This window comes from Streptomyces sp. LHD-70 (assembly GCF_031157275.1).
Classification (GTDB): domain Bacteria; phylum Actinomycetota; class Actinomycetes; order Streptomycetales; family Streptomycetaceae; genus Streptomyces.
On sequence record NZ_JAVIFW010000001.1, the window covers coordinates 731,055 to 755,330 of the forward strand.

Annotated in this window: 18 protein-coding genes; 9 read left to right on the plus strand and 9 right to left on the minus strand. The window is 70.7% G+C overall.

Annotated features, from left to right (window positions below; translation table 11 throughout):
• The first annotated feature begins 1 nt into the window (after position 1).
• Positions 2-1,132 (plus strand): DivIVA domain-containing protein, encoded by a 1,131-nt coding sequence (locus RCO28_RS03290; protein ID WP_308939366.1) that lies wholly within the window; start codon positions 2-4, stop codon positions 1,130-1,132.
• 240 nt (positions 1,133-1,372) lie between these two features.
• Here RCO28_RS03290 and ileS read toward each other — a convergent pair whose 3' ends face one another.
• Positions 1,373-4,558, minus strand: a complete 3,186-nt coding sequence (ileS, locus tag RCO28_RS03295; protein ID WP_308939367.1) for an isoleucine--tRNA ligase — start codon at positions 4,556-4,558, stop codon at positions 1,373-1,375.
• A 385-nt stretch (positions 4,559-4,943) separates the two neighbouring features.
• The gene (locus RCO28_RS03300) at positions 4,944-5,135 is read right to left on the minus strand and encodes a DUF1059 domain-containing protein (protein ID WP_308939368.1); all 192 of its coding nucleotides are present in this window, start codon (positions 5,133-5,135) and stop codon (positions 4,944-4,946) included.
• Positions 5,136-5,451: 316 nt separating this feature from the next.
• Between RCO28_RS03300 and RCO28_RS03305 the strand changes: the two genes are divergently transcribed.
• The 5 genes from RCO28_RS03305 to RCO28_RS03325 all read left to right on the plus strand — a co-directional run bounded on the left by RCO28_RS03305 (position 5,452) and on the right by RCO28_RS03325 (position 10,468).
• Complete coding sequence (locus tag RCO28_RS03305; RefSeq protein WP_308939369.1) at positions 5,452-6,402, plus strand: TraR/DksA C4-type zinc finger protein; 951 nt, start codon at positions 5,452-5,454, stop codon at positions 6,400-6,402.
• 67 nt (positions 6,403-6,469) lie between these two features.
• Complete coding sequence (lspA, locus tag RCO28_RS03310; RefSeq protein WP_308939370.1) at positions 6,470-7,171, plus strand: signal peptidase II; 702 nt, start codon at positions 6,470-6,472, stop codon at positions 7,169-7,171.
• 59 nt (positions 7,172-7,230) lie between these two features.
• Complete coding sequence (locus tag RCO28_RS03315; RefSeq protein ID WP_282538281.1) at positions 7,231-8,172, plus strand: RluA family pseudouridine synthase; 942 nt, start codon at positions 7,231-7,233, stop codon at positions 8,170-8,172.
• Positions 8,169-8,648, plus strand: a complete 480-nt coding sequence (locus RCO28_RS03320) for a GNAT family N-acetyltransferase (protein ID WP_308939371.1) — start codon at positions 8,169-8,171, stop codon at positions 8,646-8,648. The genes RCO28_RS03315 and RCO28_RS03320 overlap by 4 nt, the downstream gene beginning before the upstream one ends.
• Before the next feature lie 233 nt (positions 8,649-8,881).
• Positions 8,882-10,468 (plus strand): Na+/H+ antiporter, encoded by a 1,587-nt coding sequence (locus RCO28_RS03325; RefSeq protein ID WP_308939372.1) that lies wholly within the window; start codon positions 8,882-8,884, stop codon positions 10,466-10,468.
• A gap of 10 nt (positions 10,469-10,478) precedes the next feature.
• Here the strand turns inward: RCO28_RS03325 and RCO28_RS03330 are convergent, their stop codons facing one another.
• A complete protein-coding gene (locus tag RCO28_RS03330) occupies positions 10,479-11,564 on the minus strand; it encodes a mechanosensitive ion channel domain-containing protein (RefSeq protein ID WP_308939373.1) in 1,086 nt (361 codons plus the stop codon).
• A 36-nt stretch (positions 11,565-11,600) separates the two neighbouring features.
• Here RCO28_RS03330 and RCO28_RS03335 point away from each other — a divergent pair, with 36 nt between their 5' ends.
• Positions 11,601-12,170 carry a dienelactone hydrolase family protein gene (locus RCO28_RS03335; RefSeq protein ID WP_308939374.1) on the plus strand — a complete coding sequence of 190 codons (570 nt, stop codon included), beginning with the start codon at positions 11,601-11,603 and terminating at the stop codon, positions 12,168-12,170.
• A 39-nt stretch (positions 12,171-12,209) separates the two neighbouring features.
• On the opposite strand, the gene RCO28_RS03340 is transcribed toward RCO28_RS03335, so the two are convergent.
• The 5 genes from RCO28_RS03340 to RCO28_RS03360 all read right to left on the minus strand — a co-directional run bounded on the left by RCO28_RS03340 (position 12,210) and on the right by RCO28_RS03360 (position 18,680).
• Positions 12,210-13,823 carry a serine/threonine-protein kinase gene (locus RCO28_RS03340; RefSeq protein ID WP_308939375.1) on the minus strand — a complete coding sequence of 538 codons (1,614 nt, stop codon included), beginning with the start codon at positions 13,821-13,823 and terminating at the stop codon, positions 12,210-12,212.
• A gap of 5 nt (positions 13,824-13,828) precedes the next feature.
• Positions 13,829-15,562, minus strand: coding sequence for an alkaline phosphatase D family protein (locus tag RCO28_RS03345; RefSeq protein WP_308939376.1), 1,734 nt, complete (start codon positions 15,560-15,562; stop codon positions 13,829-13,831).
• 132 nt (positions 15,563-15,694) lie between these two features.
• Positions 15,695-16,516: a DsbA family protein gene (locus RCO28_RS03350; RefSeq protein WP_308939377.1), complete on the minus strand. Its 822-nt coding sequence runs from the start codon at positions 16,514-16,516 to the stop codon at positions 15,695-15,697.
• 77 nt (positions 16,517-16,593) lie between these two features.
• The gene (locus RCO28_RS03355; RefSeq protein WP_308939687.1) at positions 16,594-17,283 is read right to left on the minus strand and encodes a hypothetical protein; all 690 of its coding nucleotides are present in this window, start codon (positions 17,281-17,283) and stop codon (positions 16,594-16,596) included.
• A 68-nt stretch (positions 17,284-17,351) separates the two neighbouring features.
• A complete protein-coding gene (locus tag RCO28_RS03360) occupies positions 17,352-18,680 on the minus strand; it encodes a DUF2252 domain-containing protein (protein WP_308939378.1) in 1,329 nt (442 codons plus the stop codon).
• 160 nt (positions 18,681-18,840) lie between these two features.
• On the opposite strand from RCO28_RS03360, the gene dnaE reads away from it, so the two are divergent.
• On the plus strand, positions 18,841-22,392 hold the full coding sequence (gene dnaE, locus RCO28_RS03365) for a DNA polymerase III subunit alpha (RefSeq protein WP_308939379.1): 3,552 nt from the start codon (positions 18,841-18,843) through the stop codon (positions 22,390-22,392).
• A 116-nt stretch (positions 22,393-22,508) separates the two neighbouring features.
• Here dnaE and RCO28_RS03370 read toward each other — a convergent pair whose 3' ends face one another.
• On the minus strand, positions 22,509-22,688 hold the full coding sequence (locus tag RCO28_RS03370; RefSeq protein ID WP_308939380.1) for a hypothetical protein: 180 nt from the start codon (positions 22,686-22,688) through the stop codon (positions 22,509-22,511).
• Positions 22,689-22,961: 273 nt separating this feature from the next.
• Between RCO28_RS03370 and RCO28_RS03375 the strand changes: the two genes are divergently transcribed.
• A complete protein-coding gene (locus RCO28_RS03375) occupies positions 22,962-24,194 on the plus strand; it encodes an NYN domain-containing protein (protein WP_308939381.1) in 1,233 nt (410 codons plus the stop codon).
• Positions 24,195-24,276 lie beyond the last annotated feature (82 nt).

Sequence of the window (24,276 nt, forward strand, 5' to 3'; positions counted from 1 at the left end):
GATGCCGTTGACCCCCGAGGACGTGCGGAACAAGCAGTTCACGACCGTCCGCCTCCGAGAAGGCTATGACGAGGACGAGGTCGATGCCTTCCTCGATGAGGTCGAAGCCGAACTGACGCGACTGCTCCGCGAGAACGAGGACCTGCGCGCGAAGCTCGCCGCAGCGACCCGTGCCGCCGCGCAGAACCAGCAGCAGGGCGGCATGCGCAAGCCCGAGCCGCAGGACCAGCAGCAGCAACAGCGCGGCCCCGGTGCCCCGGTGCCCGCCGCAATATCGGGTCCGCAGCCGGTGCCGCCGCAGCAGCAACAGCACCTGGGCCCGCCCCAGTTGCCCGGTGGCGCGCCGCAGCTGCCCGCAGGTCCGAACGGTGGCCACGGTGGTCCGCAGGGCCCCGGCCCCGGTGGCCCCATGCAGGGCCCCGGCCCCGGTGGCCCCATGCAGGGCGGCCCGATGGGCGGCCCGCTGGGCGGTCACGGTCCGCAGCTCCCGCAGGGTGGCGGCGGCGGTCAGGGCGGTCCCGGTGGCGACAGCGCCGCCCGCGTCCTCTCGCTCGCCCAGCAGACCGCTGACCAGGCGATCGCGGAGGCCCGTTCCGAGGCCAACAAGATCGTCGGCGAGGCCCGTTCGCGCGCCGAGGGTCTCGAGCGTGACGCCCGTGCCAAGGCCGATGCCCTGGAGCGGGACGCGCAGGAGAAGCACCGCGTCGCGATGGGCTCCCTGGAGTCCGCCCGCGCCACGCTGGAGCGCAAGGTCGAGGACCTGCGCGGCTTCGAGCGCGAGTACCGCACGCGTCTGAAGTCCTACCTGGAGTCGCAGCTGCGCCAGCTGGAGACCCAGGCCGACGACTCGCTGGCCCCGCCGCGTACGCCGGCCACGGCCTCGCTGCCGCCGTCCCCCTCGATGGCTTCCGCCGGTGCGCCCTCCATGGGTGGCGGCAACCACACCATGGGCGGCAACCAGACGATGGGCGGCCACGGAGGCGCCTCCGGTGGCAACTCCTACGGCGGCCAGCAGCAGATGTCGCCCGCCATGACGCAGCCGATGGCGCCGGTGCGGCCGCAGGGTCCGCAGCCGATGCAGCAGGCTCCGTCCCCGATGCGCGGCTTCCTCATCGACGAGGACGACAACTGACAGTCGTACGCGCGCAGCGCGCGTAGCGTCGGCAGCGCTTCAAGGGCCTGGCCCCGGGAATCCTCCCGGGGCCAGGCCCTTTTGCCGTGCGTACAGCCGTATGTGCAGGGGGAGTTGAGGAATCGGACAGGGGTCGGTGGAGCAGGTGTGCCCCGGTACACAACGCCGAAGGCCCGGTGTCGCCCGATCCGTTGGATCGGGCGACACCGGGCCTTCCGGTTGACGGTGGACGCTGTGCGGTTACGCCTCGGTCTTGCGGAGGCGGAACGTCAGGCCCAGGCCCTCGTCGGTGAAGGGTGCGCCGTACGTCTCGTCGGCCTCGCCCTCGGCGAAGTCCAGGGCGAGGACCTCGTCCGCGATGAGGGCGGAGTGGTCGCTGAGGGCGTCCGTGGTGTCGCCGGACGTGGCCGACCAGCGCACCGCGATCCGGTCCGCGACGTCCAGGCCGCTGTTCTTGCGGGCCTCCTGGATCAGGCGGATCGCGTCACGGGCGAGGCCTGCGCGGCGCAGGTCCTCGGTGAGCTCCAGGTCGAGCGCGACCGTGGCACCGGCCTCGGAGGCGACCGACCAGCCCTCGCGCGGGGTCTCTGTGATGAAGACCTCGTCGGGGGTGAGGGTGACCGTCTCGCCGTCGACCTGCACCGTCGCCGAACCGTCGCGCAGGGCCAGGGAGAGCGCGGCCGCGTCGGCGTCGGCGACGGCCTTGGCCACGGCCTGGACGCCCTTGCCGAACCGCTTGCCCAGGGCACGGAAGTTGGCCTTGGCCGTGGTGTCGACGAGGGAGCCGCCGACCTCGGAGAGGGACGCCAGTGACGTGACGTTCAGCTCCTCGGTGATCTGGGCGCGGAGTTCCTCGCCGAGCGCGTCGAAGCCGGTGGCCGCGACCAGGGCGCGGGACAGCGGCTGCCGTGTCTTCACCCCGGACTCGGCGCGGGTGGCACGGCCCAGCTCGACGAGCCGCCGTACGAGCGTCATCTGCTGCGAAAGCACCGGGTCCACAAGGGAGTTGTCGGCCTCAGGCCACGTCGCCAGGTGCACGGACTCCGGGGCGTCCGGCGCCACCGGCACCACCAGGTCCTGCCAGACCCGCTCGGTGATGAACGGCGTGAGCGGCGCCATCAGGCGCGTGACCGTCTCGACGACCTCGTGCAGGGTGCGCAGCGCGGCCTTGTCGCCCTGCCAGAAGCGGCGGCGGGAGCGGCGCACGTACCAGTTGGAGAGGTTGTCGACGAAGGCCGACAGGAGCTTGCCCGCGCGCTGGGTGTCGTACGACTCCAGGGCGTCCGTGGACTGGGCGACCAGGGTGTTCAGCTCGCTGAGCAGCCAGCGGTCCAGGAGCGGGCGCTCGGCCGGGGCCGGGTCGGCGGCCGACGGGGCCCACTTCGACGTACGGGCGTACAGCGCCTGGAAGGCGACCGTGTTCCAGTACGTGAGGAGGGTCTTGCGGACGACCTCCTGGATCGTGCCGTGGCCGACGCGGCGGGCCGCCCACGGTGAGCCGCCCGCGGCCATGAACCAGCGCACCGCGTCGGCGCCGTGCTGGTCCATGAGCGGGATGGGCTCCAGGATGTTGCCCAGGTGCTTGGACATCTTGCGGCCGTCCTCGGCGAGGATGTGGCCGAGGCAGACCACGTTCTCGTAACTCGACTTGTCGAAGACGAGCGTGCCGACGGCCATCAGCGTGTAGAACCAGCCGCGGGTCTGGTCGATGGCCTCCGAGATGAACTGCGCCGGGTAGCGGCTCTCGAAGAGCTCCTTGTTCTTGTACGGGTAGCCCCACTGCGCGAACGGCATCGAGCCCGAGTCGTACCAGGCGTCGATGACCTCGGGCACGCGCGTGGCTTCGAGGGAGCAGCCCTCGTGGGTGCAGGGGAACGTGACGTCGTCGATGAACGGGCGGTGCGGGTCGAGGCTCGACTGGTCCGTGCCCGTCAGCTCGGACAGCTCCGCGCGGGAGCCGACGCAGGTGAGGTGGCCCTCCTCGCAGCGCCAGATCGGCAGCGGGGTGCCCCAGTAGCGGTTGCGGGACAGGGCCCAGTCGATGTTGTTGTTCAGCCAGTCGCCGAAGCGGCCGTGCTTGACCGAGTCCGGGAACCAGTTGGTCTTCTCGTTCTCCTCGAGCAGGCGGTCCTTGACGGCCGTCGTGCGGATGTACCAGGACGGCTGCGCGTAGTAGAGCAGCGCCGTGTGGCAGCGCCAGCAGTGCGGGTAGCTGTGCTCGTACGGGGTGTGGCGGAAGAGCAGGCCGCGCTCGTCCAGGTCCGCGGTCAGCTTCTCGTCGGCCTTCTTGAAGAACTCGCCGCCCACGAGCGGGACTTCGGGCTCGAAGGTGCCGTCGGGCAGGACCGGGTTCACGACCGGCAGGCCGTACGAGCGGCAGACCTTGAGGTCGTCCTCACCGAAGGCGGGGGACTGGTGGACCAGACCCGTGCCGTCCTCGGTCGTGACGTACTCGGCGTTGACGACGTAGTGCGCCTCGGCCGGGCTGTGCTTGTCGGTTCCCTCGCTGGCGCTCGGGAACTCCACGAGCTCGAACGGGCGTTGGTAGGTCCAGCGCTCCATCTCGGCGCCGGTGAAGGACTCGCCGGTGGTCTCCCAGCCCTCGCCGAGTGCCTTCTCGACGAGCGGCTCGGCGACGACGAGCTTCTCGTTGCCGTCCGTCGCGACCACGTACCGGACGTCCGGGTGGACGGCGACGGCCGTGTTGGAGACCAGCGTCCAGGGCGTCGTCGTCCAGACCAGGAGCGCGGCCTGGCCGGCGAGGGGGCCGCCGGTGAGGGGGAAGCGGACGTAGACCGAGGGGTCGACGACCGTCTCGTACCCCTGCGCCAGCTCGTGGTCGGAGAGGCCGGTGCCGCAGCGGGGGCACCAGGGGGCGACGCGGTGGTCCTGGACGAGCAGGTCCTTGTCGAAGATCTGCTTCAGGGACCACCAGACCGATTCGATGTACTCGGGGTTCATCGTGCGGTAGGCGTCGTCGAGGTCGACCCAGTAGCCCATGCGGGTCGTGAGGTCGGCGAAGGCGTCGGTGTGCCGGGTCACGGACTCGCGGCACTTGGCGTTGAACTCGGCGATGCCGTACGCCTCGATGTCCTTCTTGCCGTTGAAGCCGAGCTCCTTCTCGACGGCGAGCTCGACGGGCAGCCCGTGGCAGTCCCAGCCGGCCTTGCGCGCGACGTGGTACCCGCGCATGGTGCGGAAGCGCGGGAAGACGTCCTTGAAGACGCGGGCCTCGATGTGGTGGGCGCCGGGCATGCCGTTGGCGGTGGGCGGGCCCTCGTAGAAGACCCACTCGGGGCGACCCTCGGACTGCTCCAGGCTCTTGGCGAAGATCTTCTGCTCGTCCCAGAACTGGAGCACGGCGTGCTCAAGGGCGGGCAGGTCGACCTGGGCGGGCACCTGGCGGTACTGCGGCTGCGTATTCAACGAGCTTCCTCCGGCGGACACTGTTTCCGTCGGAGGGACGAGAGCCGGCCTGCGCCGTGTGCGGCGCGGGCTCCCGCGGTACCACCCTCCTTGGCCCGCCGGCTCGGGTTGTGCGCCGGTGGGCCCCCTCATTGGGGTCGCGGCCGGGTCTACTCACCGCCGCTGCCGATTCGCTCGGCCGCTGCGGCTTTCTTCCGGCGGCTCCGGGGTGATCTTCACGCTCGCGCGGGCCCCCGGGCTCACACCGTCCCCGGGTCGCTCCTGGCTGCGTACGGGCGCTACTCGTCCCCATCCATGCCTTTTCGCTGTGCCCAGTGTACGGGGCCCGGGGGCGGTGGGCCGACCGGAATTCGTACGGGCGGTGGGGCTGTGGCGGGGAGCCGGGTCAGGCGTGTTCGGGGATGACGTCCTTGAGGGAGTCGCGGACCATCTTCCGCAGGTCGAGGCTGTCGGTGTGACCGTGGACGGACACGGCGTGCTCGCTGGCGGCGCTGACCACTTCTTCTTCCTCGCCGGAGATGGTGAGGGTGCAGTTGGTCTCGCTGGGGAGGTCACGGCAGTCGGCTGTCTTGCGCATGGTGCACCTTCCTAGGTTTTGTCCCAGTTTATGCCTGAAAAGCCGGTTGAATACGGTCCAGAATGAGGTGGGCGGACGGTGCCGGTGCGGGCGTGGGGCTGACCCGAATGGGGACACGCTCGGCGTCCGGATCCCGGCCCGCGGGTCGTGGCGGATTACCCGGCGGGGAGCTGGGCACAACGGATGCATGCCGGTCCCGACGCACCCGTGGGGCGGGCGAATCGGGCGGCGTGCCCCGTTGCCGCGGGCCTGGAGTCGATTTATCGTCCCAGCACGATTCGCGAGCAAGATCACAAAATGTGAAGGGGCCGCGGCCATGGTGGCGAAACAGACCGCCGTATCGGAGCCGGCATCGGAGCCGTCGGCCGGGTCGGAGCAGACGGAGAAGGCGGCGAGGACGACCGCGAGGAAGACGGCGAAGAAGTCCACGACGGCCAAGGCCGCAGAGAAGAAGACCGCGGCAGCGAGGACCGCGAAGAAGGTCGAGGCGGGCACGGCTGCCGAGCCGGGGACGGCGAAGCAGAGGGCAGCGAAAAGGGCCACTACAAAGAAGGCGGCCGCCAGGAAAACACCCACTAAGAAGGCCACGGCGAGGAAGCCCGAAGCCGGGCACGATCACGAGCAGGACCACGAGCAGGACCACGAGCACCAGCCCGAAGCAGCTGAGAAGAAGGCTGAGCAGAAGGCCGGGAAGAGCACGGCGAAGAAGGGCGCGACCAGGAAGGCTGCCGGGGAGCAGGCGGTCGAGGAGGCGGCGCACGCCGCGAAGCAGACGGGAGCCAAGTCGGTGGCTGCGAAGAAGACCGGGGCGACGGCGGCACAGCGGTCGGCCCCTTCCGTACCGAAGGCGCGCGTGGTGGCGGCCGAGCCGGGCGAGCTCGCCGTACGGCCCGGCGAGGACCCGTGGACCACCGAGGAGGTGGCCGGGGCGCGCACCATGCTGGCCGAGGAGGCGGGCCGGCTGCGGACCGAGATCGTCGCGTCCGAGGAGTCGCTGCAGGGCCTGATGCGGGACTCCGGGGACGGGGCCGGTGACGACCAGGCGGACACCGGGACGAAGAACATCACGCGCGAGCACGAGATGGCCCTGGCGGCGAACGCGCGGGAGATGCTGGAGCAGACCGAGCGGGCCCTGGAGCGGCTCGACGCGGGGACCTACGGGCTGTGCGAGAACTGCGGGCAGCCCATCGGGAAGGCGCGGATGCAGGCCTTCCCGCGCGCGACCCTGTGCGTGGAGTGCAAGCAGAAGCAGGAACGGCGCTCCTGACGCGCGGTCGCCGCAGGGGTGTGCCGTACCCTCGTCCTCAGTCGGAATCTAGGGTTGAGGGACTCAGGTGGCAGAGGCGGAGCGCATCATCGGTACGCCGGACAGCGAGGACGCCGGGGCGGGTGCGGAGCCGGAGCGTACGGACGGCACTCCTCCCCCGGAGGACTCGGGCAAGGCTACGGAACAGGCCGCGGACAAGGCGTCGGACAACGGGTCGGACAAGGCCACGGAATCCGACGCTCCGGCCCAGTCCGAGGAGCCGGGTGAGCCGGAGCAGCCCAAGGGGCGCCGGAAGATCGCGATGCTGTTCGCCGTCGCCGCCGTGGCGTACGCCCTCGACCTGATCAGCAAGTTGATCGTGGTGGCCGAGCTGGAGCACCACGAGCCGATCGAGCTGATCGGTGACTGGCTGACGCTGCACGCCATCCGGAACGCGGGTGCGGCCTTCGGGATCGGTGAGGCCTTCACCGTGATCTTCACGATCATCGCGGCCACCGTGATCGTCGTGATCGCCCGTCTCGCCCGCAAGCTCTACAGCGTGCCGTGGGCGATCGCGCTCGGCCTGCTGCTCGGCGGTGCGCTCGGCAACCTCACCGACCGGATCTTCCGGGCGCCGGGGGTCTTCGAGGGTGCGGTGGTCGACTTCATCGCGCCGAAGGGGTTCGCGGTGTTCAACCTCGCGGACTCGGCGATCGTCTGCGGCGGCATCCTGATCGTGATCCTCTCCTTCCGCGGCCTCGACCCGGACGGCACCGTCCACAAGGACTGAGCTGCCCCGCGCACGGTCTCTCGTACGGGGCTGTCGTACCGGTCCTGCATACTCGACGGGTGAGCACGATTCCCGAGATCCGCACCCTGCCCGTGCCCGACGGTCTGGAGGGCGAGCGCGTAGACGCCGCCATCTCCCGCATGTTCGGCTTTTCCCGTACCAAGGCCGCCGAGCTGGCCGCAGCCGGAAAGGTGCAGGTCGACGGCAGCGTCGTCGGCAAGTCCGAGCGTGTGCACGGCGGGGCCTGGCTCGAGGTGGAGATGCCGCAGGCGGCGCCGCCCGTGCAGATCGTCGCGGAGCCCGTCGAAGGCATGGAGATCGTGCACGACGACGAGGACATCGTCGTGATCATGAAGCCGGTCGGGGTGGCCGCGCACCCGAGCCCCGGCTGGACCGGCACCACCGTGATCGGTGGCCTGGCCGCCGCCGGGTACCGGATCTCGACCTCCGGCGCCGCCGAGCGCCAGGGCATCGTGCACCGTCTCGACGTCGGTACGTCGGGCCTGATGGCCGTCGCCAAGTCGGAGCGTGCGTACACCTCGCTGAAGCGGCAGTTCAAGGAGCGCGTGCCGGACAAGCGCTACCACGCGCTCGTGCAGGGCCACCCCGACCCGATGAGCGGCACCATCGACGCCCCCATCGGCCGGCACCCGAACCACGACTACAAGTGGGCGGTGACCGCCGAGGGCAAGCCCTCGGTGACGCACTACGACCTGGTCGAGGCGTTCCGCGCGGCCTCGCTGCTCGACATCAAGCTGGAGACCGGGCGCACGCACCAGATCCGCGTCCACATGTCGGCGCACCGGCACCCCTGCGTCGGCGACCTGACGTACGGCGCGGACCCGACGCTCGCCAAGCGCTTGGGGATCACCCGGCAGTGGCTGCACGCGGTGCGGCTCGGCTTCGAGCACCCCGGGGACGGCCGCTGGGTCGAGTTCGAGAGCGGCTACCCGGAGGACCTGCAGACGGCCCTCGACCGGGTCCGGGCGGAGAGCGCGTGACCACGCGGACGCACGAGGTCCGGCTGGCCCGGACCACGGCCGACCGCGCGGCCTGCTTCGCGGTGCGGCGCGAGGTCTTCGTGGACGAGCAGGGCGTGCCGGAGGAGCTGGAGTACGACGCGTACGACGAGGTCGCCGTCCATGTGCTCGCCGTCGGGGACGACGGGCGGGCGATCGGCGCAGGCCGCCTGCTGCACGGCGAGGCCGCCGCGGCGAAGGCCGGCGGCGAACCAGGGGTCGGCTCGCTCGGCCGGCTCGCCGTGACGCGGGCGGCGCGTGGGCTCGGTGTGGGGGCCGCGCTGGTGCGGGGCATCGAGGAGGCCGCCGCCGAACTCGGCCTGGCGGCAGTGGACTTGCACGCCCAGACGCACGCGCTCGCCTTCTACGAACGGCTCGGATACGAGGCGTACGGCGACGAGTTCCCGGACGCGGGCATCGCGCACCGGTCGATGCGGCGCAGGCTCCAGGCGTCCTGAGAGGCTCCAGCGGCCCCCGGGAGGCCCCGAGAGGCCCCGAGAGGCCCCGAGAGGCCCCGAGACGCTCTCTCCCGGATGCCCTGAGACGCTCCCCGACCCCTGAGGCACTGTTTGACGGGTTTGCCGGATATGCGTGGCAGGCTTGAGGGCGCGTTCCCGATCTTCGGGGGCGCGCCCGCGCGCCGTCCAGAGGGTGCGGGCGCCGGTCGCGCACCTCTGTGGAGGCCCCCGAAGTGGACCAGTTGGCCCTGCTGTTCGTCCTGCTCCTCGGGGCCGTACTGAGTGTCCCGCTCGGTGAGCGGCTCGGGGTGCCCGCGCCGGTCCTCATGACGGTCGCCGGGATCGTGCTCGCGCTGCTGCCGTTCGTGCCCAACGTCGAGATCCCGCCCGAGTTCATCCTCCCCCTCGTCCTGCCGCCGCTGCTCTACGCCTCCGTGCAGCGCACCTCCTGGCGGCAGTTCACCGCCAACCTCCGGCCGATCCTGCTGCTCGCGGTCGCGCTGGTCTTCGTCACCACGGCCGCGGTCGCGGTGGTCGCGGGCGCCGTCGTACCGGGGCTTCCGCTCGCCGCGGCCGTCGCGCTCGGGGCGCTCGTGGCGCCGCCCGACCCGGTCGCCGCCACCGCGGTCGCCGGTCAACTCGGGCTGCCCAGACGCCTGGTGTCGATCCTGGAGGGCGAGGGGCTGTTCAACGACGTGACTGCGATCGTGCTGTACCACGTGGCGATCGCCGCGGCCGTCAGCGGCTCCTTCTCGTTGCCGGAGGCCGCGCTCGACTTCCTGCTCTCCGCGGTCGTCGCGCTCGCCGTCGGCCTCGCCATCGGCTGGGCCGCCAACAAGCTGATGGGCTTCCTCGGCGACGCCACGCTCCAGGTCGGCCTGACCCTCCTCGTGCCGTTCGTCGCGTATGTGCTCGCCGAGGAGCTGAAGGGCTCCGGCGTGCTCGCGGTCCTGGTCACCGCGCTGTTCCTGGCGGAGTACGCGGTCGACGCCGACGACGTGATGGCACGGCTCGCGGGGCGGACGTTCTGGGAGGTCGTCGACACCCTCGTCACCGGGATCGCGTTCGGCCTCATCGGCCTCGAACTGCACAACGCCATCAGGACCGCGTCCGGCCGCTGGGGCGAACTCCTCGGCTGGGCGGCGGCCGTCACGGCGGTCGTCGTGTTCGTACGACTCCTCTGGCTGCTGCCGGCGACCTGGATCGCCAAGCGGATGCACCACAAGCGGGACTACGACGAGGAGATTCCGGTCAGTTGGCGCGAGACCGTCGTCATGTGGTGGTCGGGGATGCGGGGCGTGGCGTCCGTGGCGCTCGCGCTCGCCATCCCGCTCACGACGGACGACGGGGAGGCCTTCCCCGTACGCGAAGAGCTCATCTTCATCGCCTTCGGCGTCATCATGGCGACCCTCGTCCTGCAAGGGCTCACGCTGCCCTGGCTCGTACGGAGACTCGGGGTCGAGGCGGACGCCGAGGCCGAGGAGGCCTTCGAGAAGGAACTCGCGGTCCGGGCGGCGAAGGCGGCGAAGCGGCGGCTCAAGGAGATCCAGGAGGTCGAGGAGCTGCCGGACGAGTTCGCCGAGCAACTGGCCCGCCGCGCCTACGACATCGGCGCCCGGATCAGCCCCGACATGGTCGACGACGACCGCAGGGCCGCGTACGTCAAGCGCACTGAGCGGGTGAAGCGGGTGCGGCGGATCCAGGGGGAGATGATGAGCGCGGCGCGGCACGAGGTGCTGGCCGCGCGGAACGAGCCCGGGTCCGATCCGGAGATCGTGGACCGGGTGCTGCGGCACCTGGACGTACGCAGCCTGCGCTGAGCGGAGTCGGTCAGCCCCGGCCCGTCCGCGGCGCGGGTTCGTCGACGTGCTTCGCCGGTGGTGGCGGCAGGGGCGCCGAGGTCGTCGCGATGTGGGGCAGGGCGTACGGGTGGCGTTCGGTGAGCCAGCGGATCATCTGCTCGCGGACCGTGACCCGTATCGTCCAGATGTCGTCCGCGTCCTTCGCCGTGACCAGGGCGCGGACCTGCATCGTGGACGGGGTCGTGTCCGTGACCGCGATGCCCCAGTCGCGGCCGTCCCAGGCCGGGCACTCGCGGACGATGTCGTGCAGCTTCTCGCGCATCTCCGGCACCGGCGCCCGGTGGTCGAGGTGGAAGAAGACCGTGCCGGTCATCTGGGCGCCGCCGCGCGACCAGTTCTCGAACGGCTTCGACGTGAAGTACGAGACGGGCATGGTGATCCGGCGCTCGTCCCAGGTGCGGACGGTCAGGAACGTGAGGGTGATCTCGTCGATCGTGCCCCACTCGCCGTCCACGACCACCGTGTCGCCGAGCCGCACCATGTCGCCGAACGCGATCTGCAGACCGGCGAAGAGGTTGCCGAGCGTGGACTGGGCGGCGATGCCCGCGACGATGCCGAGCACCCCGGCCGAGGCGAGCAGCGAGGCGCCCGCGGTGCGCATCGCGGGGAAGGTCAGCAGCATCGCCGCGGCCGCGACCACGGCGACCACGGCCGTCACCACGCGCTGGATCAGCGTGACTTGCGTACGGACCCGACGCACCCGGGCCGGATCGCGGTGCGCGGCCGCGTACCGCGCGTACGAGGCGTCGACGACCGCCACCGCGATCCGCACCACCAGCCAGGCGGACGTCGCGATCAGGGCCAGGGCGAGCAGGTGCGCGACCCCGGCCCGGTGGTCGTGGAGCAGCCCCGACTGGTCGTGCGAGGCGCCCAACAGGGCGGTGGCGAGGACGAGTTGAAGGGGCAGGCGGCAGCGGCGGAGCAGGCCCCAGAGCGGGGTCTCCGGGTGCCGGGCGTCGATGCGTTGCAGCAGGCGGTCGACCAGCCAGCCCACGACCAGCGTGAGGACGACCGTGCCACCGAGGACGATCAGCGGACGCAGTACGTTCTCCATGCGCCCGAGGGTAACGGCGCCTGGCACGATGGCTGCATGAACATCATGCTTTTCCACTCGGCGCAGGGCCTGCGCCCGGCCGTGCACGCGGCGGCCGACCGGCTGCGCGCCGCCGGGCACGAGGTGCACGTGCCCGACCTCTACGACGGGCGGACCGCCGACACCGTAGAGGAGGGAATGAAGATCAAGGAGGAGATCGGCTCGGACGAGCTGCTCCGCCGCGCCGTCGTCGCCTCCGCGCCGTACTCGGAGGGCGGCCTTGTTTACGCCGGGTTCTCGCTCGGCGGCTCCCTCGCGCAGAACCTCGCGCTCGCCGACGAGAAGGCCCGCGGGCTGCTTCTGCTGCACGGCACTTCGGACATCGCGGACGAGGCGTCGGTGGACGACCTGCCGGTGCAGCTGCACGTCGCCGACCCGGACCCGTTCGAGCCGCACGACTGGCTGAACGCGTGGTACCTGCGGATGCGGCGGGCCGGGGCGGACGTCGAGGTCTTCCGGTACGCGGGCGCAGGGCACCTCTACACGGACCCGGACCTGCCCGACTTCGACGCGGAGGCGGCCGAGCAGACGTGGCGGGTGGCGCTCGGGTTCATCGAGTCGCTGTAAGTCCTGGGGGCGTCTGCCCGATCTTTGCGGGTCCGCGCCTCAGTCGCGCGTGCAGCGGCCCGTCGGGTTCGCGGCCGGTGGGCGGCACTGCAGCGGGAAGTCCGCGCGGTCGTGGCTCAGGTACCGGCCGACGCAGGTGTTCGGGCTGGTCCGGCCGAGGGTCGCGCAGTGGTTGAGCGCGGCCCGGCCGCCGGCGAACGGGCCCGGCGCGTAGATCACCCAGTAACCCGGCTTCAGGGACGCGTAGTTGTCGCTGCGGACGTAGCGGGCCCCGGGCACGGTCTGGCGGATGTTCGCGAGGCGCCTGTCGCGGGCCGCCGTACCCGTGGAGACCGGCTCCGAGAAGAGCTGGGCGACCCAGCTCCCGGCCGCCGGAGGCTTCTGCGTCCGGCTGGGTTCCCGCGTCGGCGTCGGTTCCTCGCCGCGGTCCGGACCGGACCCGCCGCCGGGGGACTTGGAGGGGCCGGGTCCGGTCGACTTGGAGGGGCCGGGTCCGGAGGTACGGGTCGGCTTCGGGCCCCCGCCGCCCTCGGTCCGTTCACCGCCACCGCCGCCGCGCAGCGCGAACAGCACACCGGCGCCGACGACCAGGGCGACGGCCACCGCGATCACCGTCACGATCACGGGCGTACGGGAGCGGCCCGGGGGCTGTTGCTGCCGTGTCGGCGCCTGTGCAGGCACGGCGGCGTAGGGGCCCGGCACCGGCACGGGATGGCCGGGCGCCGCCGGGCGCGGACTGTCCAGGGCCGTGGGCGGCGGGGGAGGCGTCGGCGCGTACGAGGTCTGGGTCGGCTGCGCCGCCCACAGCGGCGGCTCGCCGGACTCGGCCCGCGCCAGCATCGCGTCCAACTGGACGGCGCCGGGCCGCGCCGCCGGGTCCCGTACGAGCAGGGCGGACAGGACCGGCGCCAGCGGGCCCGAGCGGACCGGCGGCGGCACGGGCTCGTCGAGCACCGCGGCCAGGGTGGCGAGCGTGGTGGCCCGGCGCATCGGACTCACGCCCTCCACCGCGACGTACAGGACGAGGCCGAGGGACCAGAGGTCGGAGGCCGGGTCGTCATCGGTGCCGCGGATGCGTTCCGGGGCGATGTACTCGGGGGAGCCGATCAGGTCGCCGGTGGCGGTCAGGGCGGACGTGCCCTGGAGGGCGGCGATGCCGAAGTCGGTGAGGACCGCGCTGCCGTCCGCCCGCAGCATCACGTTGGCGGGCTTCACGTCCCGGTGCTGGATGCCGGCGGCGTGCGCGGCGCGCAGCGCGGACAGCACCTGGCGGCCGAGGCGGGCGGCCTCCCGCGGACCCAACGGGCCCTGGGCGAGCCGGTCCTGGAGGGTGTGGCCGGGCAGCAGCTCCATGACGAGCCACGGGTGACCGTCCGCCGGCGCGTCCACGATGTGGTGGATCGTCACCACGTGCGGATGGCTGAGCCGGGCGAGCGCGCGGGCCTCCCGGAGCACCCGCTCGCGCAGCACCCGGTCCGCGTCCGGGGACAGGGCCGGGTCGGGGGAGCGGACCTCCTTCAGGGCCACCTCGCGGTGCAGCGCCGTGTCGCGCGCCCGCCACACGGTGCCCATGCCTCCGCTGCCGAGCCGCTCGATCAGCTCGAAGCGCCCGTCGACGACTCTGTTGCGGGCCGCGCCCCCGTCCCCGTTCATGCGGGTCAGCGTACGGGCTGCTGGGCCCGCTCCACCCGCTGTGTGCCCGAAAGTGTGCGGTATGAGCGGAGCCAGGACGAGGTGGCCCGCGGGTCGGCCTTGTCGGACAGCGCGTAGTAGTCCATCTGCGAGCGCTCCGCGGTGACGTCCAGGACGCCGTAGCCGTGCGAGTCCATGTCGAGCCACTTCACGTGCCGGTTGGCGGCCTTGACCGCGCCGGCCGCGACGAGGGACACGGTCTGCGGGTCGACCTTCAGGATGTCGTCCAGGTTGTCCGAAGTCACCGAGGTGACGACGAACTCGGTGGCGGCGCTCTGCGACAGCGGGTACGTGGCGGCCTTCACCGGCACGTCGTTCGCCCAGGCCATATGGATGTCACCGGTGAGGAAGACGGTGTCGCGGATGCCCCGGTCCGTGAGGTGGGCCAGGAGCTCCCTGCGGTCGTCGGTGTAGCCGTCCCACTGGTCGACGTTGATCGCGATCCCCTCCTTCGGCAGCCCGAGCAACTCCGCGAGCGGGCCGAGGAGATGGGCCGGTACGGAGCCGAAGGCCACCGGCGAGATCATCACCGAGGTGCCGACCAGCTTCCACCGCGCCTGCGAGGCGGCGAGCCCCTGCTTGAGCCAGTCGAGCTGGGCGCGGCCGGTGAGGGTGCGCTCGGGGTCGTCCACGTCGCCGTTGCCGACCGTCGTCTGCTGGGAGCGGAAGGAGCGCAGGTCGAGCAGGTGCAGATCGGCCAGCTTGCCGTACCGGACGCGGCGGTAGACGGTGCCCTCGGTGGCGGGGCGGACCGGCATCCACTCGAAGTAGGCCTGCTTGGCGGCGGCTTGGCGTGCCGACCAGTCGCCCTCGGTGCCCGGCGTGTGGTTCTCGGCGCCGCCCGACCAGGTGTCGTTGGCGATCTCGTGGTCGTCCCAGATCGCGATGACGGGGTGGCGGGCGTGCAGGGCCTGGAGGTCGGGGTCGGTCTTGTAGTTGCCGTGCCGGGTGCGGTAGTCGGCGAGCGAGAGGATCTCGTGCTTCGGCTCGTGCTGCCGCAGCACGTCCTCGTCGACGGGGTAGCCGCCGGAGGCGTACTCGTAGAGGTAGTCGCCGAGGTGGAGGACCGCGTCCAGGTCGGGGCGGTCGGCGAGATGGCGGTACGCGGAGAACCAGCCGGCCTCCCAGTTGGCGCAGGAGACCACGCCGAAGCGGACGTTGGGAGCCGTCGCCTCGTGCGCCGGGGTGGTGCGGGTGCGGCCGACGGGGGAGACGGCTGGGGAGACGGCGGCGGAGCCGGTGGGGGAGTCGGTGGGGGAGCCCTCGGAGGAGGCCGCGCTGCCCGCCGTGAAGCGGAAGTAATAGTCGGTCGCAGGGCGCAGGCCCCTTACATCGGCCTTCACCGTGTGGTCGGACGCCGCACGCGCGGTGACGGAACCGCTGGCCGCGAGCCGGCTGAAGTTCCGGTCCTCGGATATCTCCCAACGCACCGTCGTGTCGGGCCCGTTGCCCGACCCGGGCACGGCCTCGGCGGTCGGCGTCACGCGGGTCCAGAGCAGGACCCCGTCGGGCAGCGGATCGCCGGACGCCACGCCGTGCAGGAAGGCCGGGCCGTTCTCGGCGGCGTGGGCGAGCGGGGCGGCCGCGAGAGGTACGACGACCGCGGTGGCGGCGGCCTTGACGACCGTGCGGCGCTTGGGAGTTGAGGCCGAGGGGCCCGTGATCTGGCTGGCGATCTGGCGGGGGAGTTTACTGGTCACGAACGGTCAGATTACTGACCGGTATGAACAAAGAGCGGACGAACTCCGAAAGTTCGCCCGCTCTTTCCCTGCTCGTTCAGACGGTCCGCAGACAGACGGTCCGCAGACTCAGCCCCTCAGGCCATCAGGCCCTCAGCCCTTCAGCGCCGCGTCGATCGTCTTCGTGAACTGCTCGGCCGTCATCGGCGTCCCCTTCTGGCCGTCGGGGAACTCGGCCTCCAGCTTCTTGCCGTCCATCTTCAGCGTCGGCGTGCCCTCCACACCGCTCTTCTGGAACACGGCCGACATCTCAAGAGCCCACCGGTCGTAGGTGCCGTCCTCGAGGGCCTTCTCGAACTTCGCGTTGCCCTTGAGCTCCGGGACGTCGTTCGCGATCTCGATCAGTGCGGAGTCGTCCTTGAACTTGTCGTCCGACTCCTCCGGGTGGTGCTCGGCGGAGTAGAGCGCCGACTTGAACTGGAGGAAGGCCTCGGGGCTGACGTTCAGGGCGGCGCCGAGCGCGCTCAGGGCGTTCTTGGAGCCCTCGCCCTGTGCGGCGTTGTCGATGAACGAGGCGCCGACGAACTTGACCTTGTACTTGCCGTCCTCGACGTCCTTCTCGATCGTCTTGCCCACGCCCTGCTCGAACGTGGCGCAGATCGGGCAGCGCGGGTCCTCGTACATCTCCAGGGTCTTCTTCGCGCTGTCCTCGCCGATCACGACCGTGGTGCCGTTCTTGCCCGAGGTGTTGGCGGGCGCGACGACCTTCGCCGTCTCGGCGGCCTCCCACGCGGACGGCTTGCTCGCCTGCATCACGGCCCAGCCGACGCCGCCGGCCACGGCCAGGACGCCGACGATGCTCACGCCGACGATCACCTGCCGACGGACCTTGTCCTTCTTGGCCTGCCGCTCCCGCTCGGCCCGCAGCCGCTCGCGGGCCGCCGTCTTCGCCGCCTGGCTGTTGCGCTTGCTCATGATCTGTCTCCGTACGTGACGTGGTGTGGGGTGGTCCAGCTGGTGTTTGGTGCTGGTGTTGCCGCTGGTGCTCGTGCTCAGGCGAAAACAGGGGCCTGGCACGGCGGTCCACGCCGGTTCACGGAGTGCGCGACGAGCCACGCGCGCGGGATACGGATCTGATGCGCCCACACACGGGCCCGCCGCACCGGTTCGATGCGTACGGCGAAGGAGGCCACCGCGACGAGCAGCGGCCGGAAGGCGAGCGACGCGGCCGCGCGCAGGAGCTGCGCCAGGGCGCTCTCGCCGCGCCGCAGCCAGGCCGCGGCGACGAGCCCCAGGCCGACGTGCGCGGCGAGCAGCAGCCAGGCCGCGGCCGGATCAGGGGAGGCGAGCAGTCCGGCGGCCTGGTGCTGTCCGCCGCCAGCGGCCCGCGCCAGGGTGGCGCCCACCCCGTCCCCGACACACAGGACGTCGAAACCGAAGGAGCGCAGCGGACCGGCGACCGGGCCGCCCGCCGCGCCGTAACAGACATGCTGGCCGGCCGTGAACACCGTGTCCGCGGCCAGCTCCAGGGGCACCAGAAGCGCGGCGATCCGCCAGAAGCCGCGCTCACGACCGGCGAGCAGATAGGCGAGCGCGAAGACGACCGCGCTCACCCCGGCGACCGTGGTCAGCGGCAGCGGCACCCCGGACAGCAGCACGTGCGAGGCGGCGGACAGCGTCACGACGACCGCCGTGAAGAGCGCTGCCCGCGCCGCGCGAAGCTGCGACCCGGATATGTCCATGGCGCGAAAGTCTGCCATGCCTCGGTGTAAGCCCCCCTTCAAGATTTCCTGTGAACGCTCCCTGAGGTTCAGAGCCCCGGGATCCGGCCGTTGCGGAACAGGTCCACGAAGATCTGGTGGTCCCGGCGGGCCCGCGCCCCGTACCCGTGCGCGAACTCCACGAGGAGGTCGCCGAAGCCGTTCTCGTCGGCCGCGATGGCCGCGTCGATCGCCCGCTCCGTGGAGAACGGCACCAGCTCGGAGTGCCCGCTCTCGTCGTCCGCGGCCGCGTGCATCGTGGCCGTGGCCCGCCCCAGGTCGGCGATCACGGCGGCGATCTCGTCCGCCTCGTCGATGTCCGACCAGTCCAGGTCCACCGCGTACGGCGACACCTCGGCGACCAGCTGGCCCGAGCCGTCCAGCTCCGTCCAGCCCAGCCACGGGTCGGCGTGCGCCTGAAGGGCGCGCTGCGAGATCACCGTGCGGTGGCCCTCGTGCTGGAAGTACTCACGGACCGCCGGGTCCGTGAGGTGCCGCGAGACCGCCGGGGTCTGCGCCTGCTTGAGATAGATCACGACGTCGTTCTCCAGGGCGTCGGAATTGCCCTCAAGCAGGATGTTGTACGAGGGCAGCCCCGCCGAGCCGATCCCGATCCCGCGCCGCCCCACCACGTCCTTCACGCGGTACGAGTCGGGGCGGGACAGGGACGACTCGGGCAGCGTCTCCAGGTACCCGTCGAAGGCGGCCAGGACCTTGTACCGCGTGGCGGCGTCCAGCTCGATCGCGCCGCCGCCCGCCGAGAACCGGCGCTCGAAGTCCCGGATCTCCGTCATCGACTCGAGCAGTCCGAACCGGGTCAGCGAGCGGGCCGAGCGCAGCGCGCCGAGCAGCGGCCCCTCGGCCGTGTCCAGGGTGAAGGGCGGCACCTCGTCGTCCTTCGCGCCGGTCGCGAGCGCGTGGATCCGCTCGCGGTAGGCGCTCGCGTACGTCCGCACCAGGTCGGTGATCTGCTCGTCGGAGAGCGCCTTGGAGTACCCGATCAGCGCGACGGAGGCGGCGAACCGCTTCAGGTCCCAGGTGAAGGGGCCGACGTACGCCTCGTCGAAGTCGTTGACGTTGAAGATCAGGCGGCCCTGGGAGTCCATGTACGTACCGAAGTTCTCGGCGTGCAGATCGCCGTGGATCCACACCTTGCCCGTGCGGTCGTCGAGGTACGGGCCGCCGTGCTGCTCGCGCTCCTGGTCGTGGTAGAAGAGGCACGCCGTGCCGCGGTAGAAGGCGAAGGCGCTGGAAGCCATCTTGCGGAACTTCACGCGGAAGGCGGCCGGATCGGCGGCGAGGAGCTCGCCGAACGCGGTGTCGAAGACGGCGAGGATCTGCTCGCCGCGCTGCTCGGCGCTGAGCTCGGGGACCGACATCGCTGGGTGCCTCCTGGTGCATGACATTTGGGACAGGTGTTCCGTCCCTTACAACGCACGAAGCTACTCGTGAGTGCCCGCGGGTTGTCAGTCCCCGGACGTAGACTTCAGCGCTGTCCCCCCACTACGTCGCCGTGAGTTCTTCCGGAGGTCTTCCACCGTGACCGCCTCGTCCAGGCCGCCCTTCACGCACCTGCACGTCCACACCCAGTACTCGCTGCTCGACGGCGCGGCGCGGCTGAAGGACATGTTCAACGCCTGCAACGAGATGGGCATGACCCATGTCGCCATGACGGACCACGGCAACCTCCACGGTGCGTATGACTTCTTCCACTCCGCGAAGAAGGCCGGGGTCACCCCGATCATCGGCATCGAGGCGTACGTCGCGCCCCAGTCCCGGCAGTACAAGCGGAAGATCCAGTGGGGCCAGCCGCACCAGAAGCGGGACGACGTCTCGGGTTCGGGTGGTTACACCCACAAGACGATCTGGGCGGCGAACAGCACGGGCCTGCACAACCTCTTCAAGCTCTCCTCGGACGCGTACGCCGAGGGCTGGCTGCAGAAGTGGCCCCGCATGGACAAGGAGACCATCGCCCAGTGGTCGGAGGGCCTGATCGCCTCCACCGGCTGCCCCTCCGGCGAGCTCCAGACCCGGCTGCGCCTCGGCCAGTTCGACGAGGCCCTGAAGGCCGCCTCCGAGTACCAGGACATCTTCGGCAAGGACCGGTATTTCCTGGAGCTGATGGACCACGGCATCGAGATCGAGCGCCGGGTCCGCGACGGCCTCCTTGAGGTCGGCAAGAAGCTCGGCATCCCGCCCCTGGTGACGAACGACTCGCACTACACCTACGCGCACGAGTCGACGGCCCACGACGCCCTGCTCTGCATCCAGACCGGCAAGAACCTCTCCGACCCGGACCGCTTCCGCTTCGACGGCACGGGTTACTACCTGAAGACGACCGACGAGATGTACGCCATCGACTCCTCGGACGCCTGGCAGGAGGGCTGCCGCAACACGCTCCTGGTGGCCGAGCAGATCGACACCACGGGCATGTTCGAGAAGCGCGACCTCATGCCGAAGTTCGACATCCCGGACGGCTTCACGGAGGTCACCTGGTTCCAGGAGGAGGTCCGGGTCGGCATGAACCGCCGCTACCCGGGCGGCGTCCCCGAGGACCGCCAGAAGCAGGCCGAGTACGAGATGGACACCATCATCTCGATGGGCTTCCCGGGATACTTCCTGGTCGTCGCCGACTTCATCATGTGGGCGAAGAACCAGGGCATCGCGGTGGGCCCGGGCCGAGGCTCCGCGGCCGGCTCGATCGTGGCGTACGCGATGGGCATCACCGACCTCGACCCGATCACGCACGGCCTGATCTTCGAGCGGTTCCTCAACCCCGAGCGCATCTCCATGCCCGATGTCGACATCGACTTCGACGAGCGCAGGCGCGTCGAGGTGATCAGGTACGTGACGGAGAAGTACGGCTCCGACAAGGTCGCCATGATCGGCACGTACGGAAAGATCAAGGCGAAGAACGCCATCAAGGACTCCGCGCGCGTGCTCGGATATCCGTACGCGATGGGTGACCGCCTCACCAAGGCCATGCCCGCCGACGTCCTCGGCAAGGGCATCGACCTCTCCGGCATCACCGACCCCAAGCACCCGCGCTACAGCGAGGCGGGCGAGATCCGGGGGATGTACGAGAACGAACCGGACGTCAAGAAGGTCATCGACACCGCGAAGGGTGTGGAGGGCCTGGTCCGGCAGATGGGTGTGCACGCGGCCGGCGTGATCATGTCCAGCGAGCCGATCGTCGAGCACGCCCCGCTCTGGACGCGGCACACCGACGGCGTGACGATCACGCAGTGGGACTACCCGCAGTGCGAGTCGCTCGGCCTGCTCAAGATGGACTTCCTGGGCCTGCGCAACCTCACCATCATGGACGACGCCGTCAAGATGGTGCGGGCCGACAAGGGCATCGACCTGGAGATGCTCAACCTCCCGCTCGACGACCCGAAGACCTTCGAACTCCTCTGCCGCGGTGACACCCTCGGCGTCTTCCAGTTCGACGGCGGCCCGATGCGTTCGCTGCTCCGCCAGATGCAGCCTGACAACTTCGAGGACATTTCCGCCGTCTCGGCCCTGTACCGGCCGGGCCCGATGGGCATGAACTCGCATATCAACTACGCGGAGCGGAAGAACGGCCGCCAGGAGATCACCCCGATCCACCCGGAGCTCGAGGAGCCCCTGAAGGAGACCCTGGGTCTCACCTACGGCCTGATCGTGTACCAGGAGCAGGTGCAGAAGGCCGCCCAGATCATCGCCGGATACTCGCTCGGCGAGGCCGACGTGCTCCGCCGCGTGATGGGCAAGAAGAAGCCCGAGGAACTGGAGAAGAACTTCGTCCTCTTCCAGGCCGGTGCCCGCAAGAAGGGCTTCTCCGACGCGGCCATCCAGGCCCTCTGGGACGTCCTGGTCCCCTTCGCCGGATACGCGTTCAACAAGGCCCACTCCTCCGCGTACGGCCTGGTCACCTACTGGACGGCGTACCTCAAGGCGAACCACCCCGCCGAGTACATGGCGGCGCTGCTCACCTCGGTGAAGGACGACAAGGACAAGTCGGCCGTCTATCTCAACGAGTGCCGCCGCATGGGCATCAAGGTGCTCCCGCCGAACGTCAACGAGTCGGTGCACAACTTCGCGGCCCAGGGGGACGACGTGATCCTCTTCGGCCTGGAGGCGGTCCGCAACGTCGGCACCAACGTCGTCGAGTCGATCATCCGCTCCCGCAAGGCCAAGGGGAAGTTCAGTTCCTTCCCCGACTACCTCGACAAGGTCGAGGCCACCGCCTGCAACAAGCGCACCACCGAATCGCTCATCAAGGCGGGCGCGTTCGACACCATGCACCACACCCGCAAGGGCCTCACCGCGCAGTACGAACCGATGATCGACAACGTCGTCGCGGTCAAGCGCAAGGAGGCCGAGGGCCAGTTCGACCTCTTCGGCGGGATGGGCGACGAATCGGGCGGTGACGAGCCGGGCTTCGGGCTCGACGTGGAGTTCTCCGAGGACGAGTGGGAGAAGACGTATCTCCTCGCGCAGGAACGGGAGATGCTCGGTCTGTATGTCTCGGACCACCCCCTCTTCGGCCTGGAGCATGTGCTCTCCGACAAGGCGGACGCCGGGATCGGGCAGCTCACCGGCGGTGACTTCTCCGACGGCTCGATCGTCACCATCGGCGGCATCATCTCGGGCCTCCAGCGCAAGATGACCAAGCAGGGCAACGCCTGGGCGATCGCCACCGTCGAGGACCTCGCGGGCTCCATCGAGTGCATGTTCTTCCCGGCGACGTACCAGCTGGTGTCGACCCAACTCGTCGAGGACGCCGTGGTGTTCGTCAAGGGCCGGCTCGACAAGCGCGAGGACGTGCCGCGCCTGGTCGCCATGGAGATGCAGGTCCCGGACCTGTCGAACGCCGGCACCAACGCCCCCGTCCTCATCACCATCCCGACGGTCAGGGTCACCCCGCCGATGGTCAGCCGCCTCGGCGAGGTGCTCAGCCACCACAAGGGCAACTCCGAGGTGCGCATCAAGCTCGTCGGCGCCCGCAAGACCACCGTGCTCCGGCTCGACAAGCACCGCGTGCAGCCCGATCCGGCGCTCTTCGGCGACCTCAAGGTGCTGCTCGGCCCCCAGTGCCTGGCCGGTTAGGCATGCGTGGCAGGCGTAATTCCCTGTCATACGGCTGGAATTGATGCGTACGCGAAGGGCGCGCCCTGAAAAGGACGCGCCCTTCGTCGCCAGTGTCAAGTGGCTTACCGCCCGGGTCAGTTGTGGCCGAACTTCTTCTGTCGCTTGCCACGCTCGGCCAGGTTCGACGGGCTCGGAGCCTCGCTCTGCACGTCTGACTGCACCTGGTGTTCCGCGCCGCGCTCCGAGGGTTGCTGCTGACCGCGGCTCGGCTGCGTCCGCTGGGCCGCCTGCTGGCGATTCTTGTTCTTGGCCATGGTGATCTGCCTCCTGAAGGGGATCTAGGGGCCAGGGCCGGATTCAGATTCACATACGCCGACATAGCGCGCATGTCAGAGGATTACCGTGCGTAATTGCCGCGCCTCTTAACCGATCCGGAGAAAGCGCGCGCCGAACTTGCGGAAACGCCACGCCGAAGATCGAGTTCGGGACGTCAACCCCTGTGCGGTCGGGCAGACTCGAAAGACAACCCGAACCGAACCCGCCCCCGATTCCCGCAGTCGGGAGCCTCAGGGAAAGAGGGTGGAAGCGTGGACCGCTGCGTCGTCCTGGTGGACGCCGGATATCTGCTCGGTGCCGCCGCGAGTCTTCTCGCCAAGGAGCCCTCAAGGTCACGGATCACCGTCGACCATCCCGCCCTCATCCAGGCCCTCCGCGAACGTGCCGAGACCGAGACCGAGCGCCCCCTGCTGCGGATCTACTGGTTCGACGGCGCCCCCGACCGCGTACCGCAGCCCGAGCACCGCAGGCTCCGTGTGATGCCCCGCGTCACCGTCCGGCTCGGCGCCCTGACCCGCAGCGACGGGCGCTGGGCGCAGAAGGGCGTGGACGCCGCGATGCACGCCGAGCTGACCGAACTCGCCCGCAACCGGGCCTGCTCCGACGTCGTCCTGGTCACCGGTGACGGCGATCTGCTGCCCGGGCTGATGTCCGCCAAAGAACACGGCGTCGCCGTCCACCTCTGGGCCGTGCAGGCCGCCGACGGGGACTACAACCAGTCCGAGGACCTGGTCGCCGAGGCCGACGAGCGCCGCGTGCTCGACCGCGCCTGGATCACCCAGGCCGTACGCGCGAAGGAGGTCACCGGGGTCTGCGCGCCGCAGCCCGCGCCCCGCCCGGAGATCGCCGCGATCCTCTCCGCGCCGCTGCCCGAGTCCGCGCTCGCCGAGCACGCCCCCCAGGAACCCGCCACCCCGCAGAACGGCAGCCACGCCGGTCCCGCCGCCGCCCGGGCCGCCGAGCACCCCGGGCCCGAGCGCACCCCGGCCAAGCCCGGCGTACCCACCCCCAAGGACCTCGCCGCGCTGCACGGCCCCGGCGCCCCGGCCGGCAAGGAGCAGCCCAACGCCACCCTGCGCTGGTCCTCCGACAAGGGCTGGATCGACCGGTCCGGCGGCCCCGGCGAGCCCTCCGACGTCGCGGCGCTGCCCACGCTCGCTCAGCTCACCACCGCCGAACAGCGCTGGGCGGACCGCGAGGAGGACATCACCACCGTCGGCGGTGACCCCTTCGAGGTGGGGCAGGTCTTCGCCCGCCGCTGGATGGCCCGGCTGCCCGAGTCCGCCGAGGTGCGGGGGCTCTCCGGCATGTATCCGCGCATCCCGCACCGCATCGACGGCGAACTCCTGCGCTACGCCGCCCGGTTCGGCCTCCTCGCGCACAAGGACGACCAGATCGACGAGCACGACCGGTACGCGATTCGGGCCGGGTTCTGGCGTGAGGTCGACGTGAACGCGGCGGCGCCCGCGCCCACGGCGGAGTAGCCCGGCCGCATCGGTACAGCGGGTCGGCCCTTCGGCGGGAGCGGCCGCCCGGCGGCGCAGTGGGCGTCCCGGGGCGACCCGT

What these genes read in the sequence shown, in the direction of transcription:
- RCO28_RS03290 (WP_308939366.1), top strand. Translation starts at nt 2, where the DNA reads ATGCCGTTGACCCCCGAGGACGTGCGGAACAAGCAGTTCACGACCGTC.
- RCO28_RS03300 (WP_308939368.1), bottom strand. Translation starts at nt 5,135, where the DNA reads ATGCGCAAGACAGCCGACTGCCGTGACCTCCCCAGCGAGACCAACTGC.
- RCO28_RS03305 (WP_308939369.1), top strand. Translation starts at nt 5,452, where the DNA reads ATGGTGGCGAAACAGACCGCCGTATCGGAGCCGGCATCGGAGCCGTCG.
- RCO28_RS03330 (WP_308939373.1), bottom strand. Translation starts at nt 11,564, where the DNA reads ATGGAGAACGTACTGCGTCCGCTGATCGTCCTCGGTGGCACGGTCGTC.
- RCO28_RS03335 (WP_308939374.1), top strand. Translation starts at nt 11,601, where the DNA reads ATGAACATCATGCTTTTCCACTCGGCGCAGGGCCTGCGCCCGGCCGTG.
- RCO28_RS03340 (WP_308939375.1), bottom strand. Translation starts at nt 13,823, where the DNA reads ATGAACGGGGACGGGGGCGCGGCCCGCAACAGAGTCGTCGACGGGCGC.
- RCO28_RS03350 (WP_308939377.1), bottom strand. Translation starts at nt 16,516, where the DNA reads ATGAGCAAGCGCAACAGCCAGGCGGCGAAGACGGCGGCCCGCGAGCGG.
- RCO28_RS03355 (WP_308939687.1), bottom strand. Translation starts at nt 17,283, where the DNA reads ATGGACATATCCGGGTCGCAGCTTCGCGCGGCGCGGGCAGCGCTCTTC.
- RCO28_RS03360 (WP_308939378.1), bottom strand. Translation starts at nt 18,680, where the DNA reads ATGTCGGTCCCCGAGCTCAGCGCCGAGCAGCGCGGCGAGCAGATCCTC.
- RCO28_RS03370 (WP_308939380.1), bottom strand. Translation starts at nt 22,688, where the DNA reads ATGGCCAAGAACAAGAATCGCCAGCAGGCGGCCCAGCGGACGCAGCCG.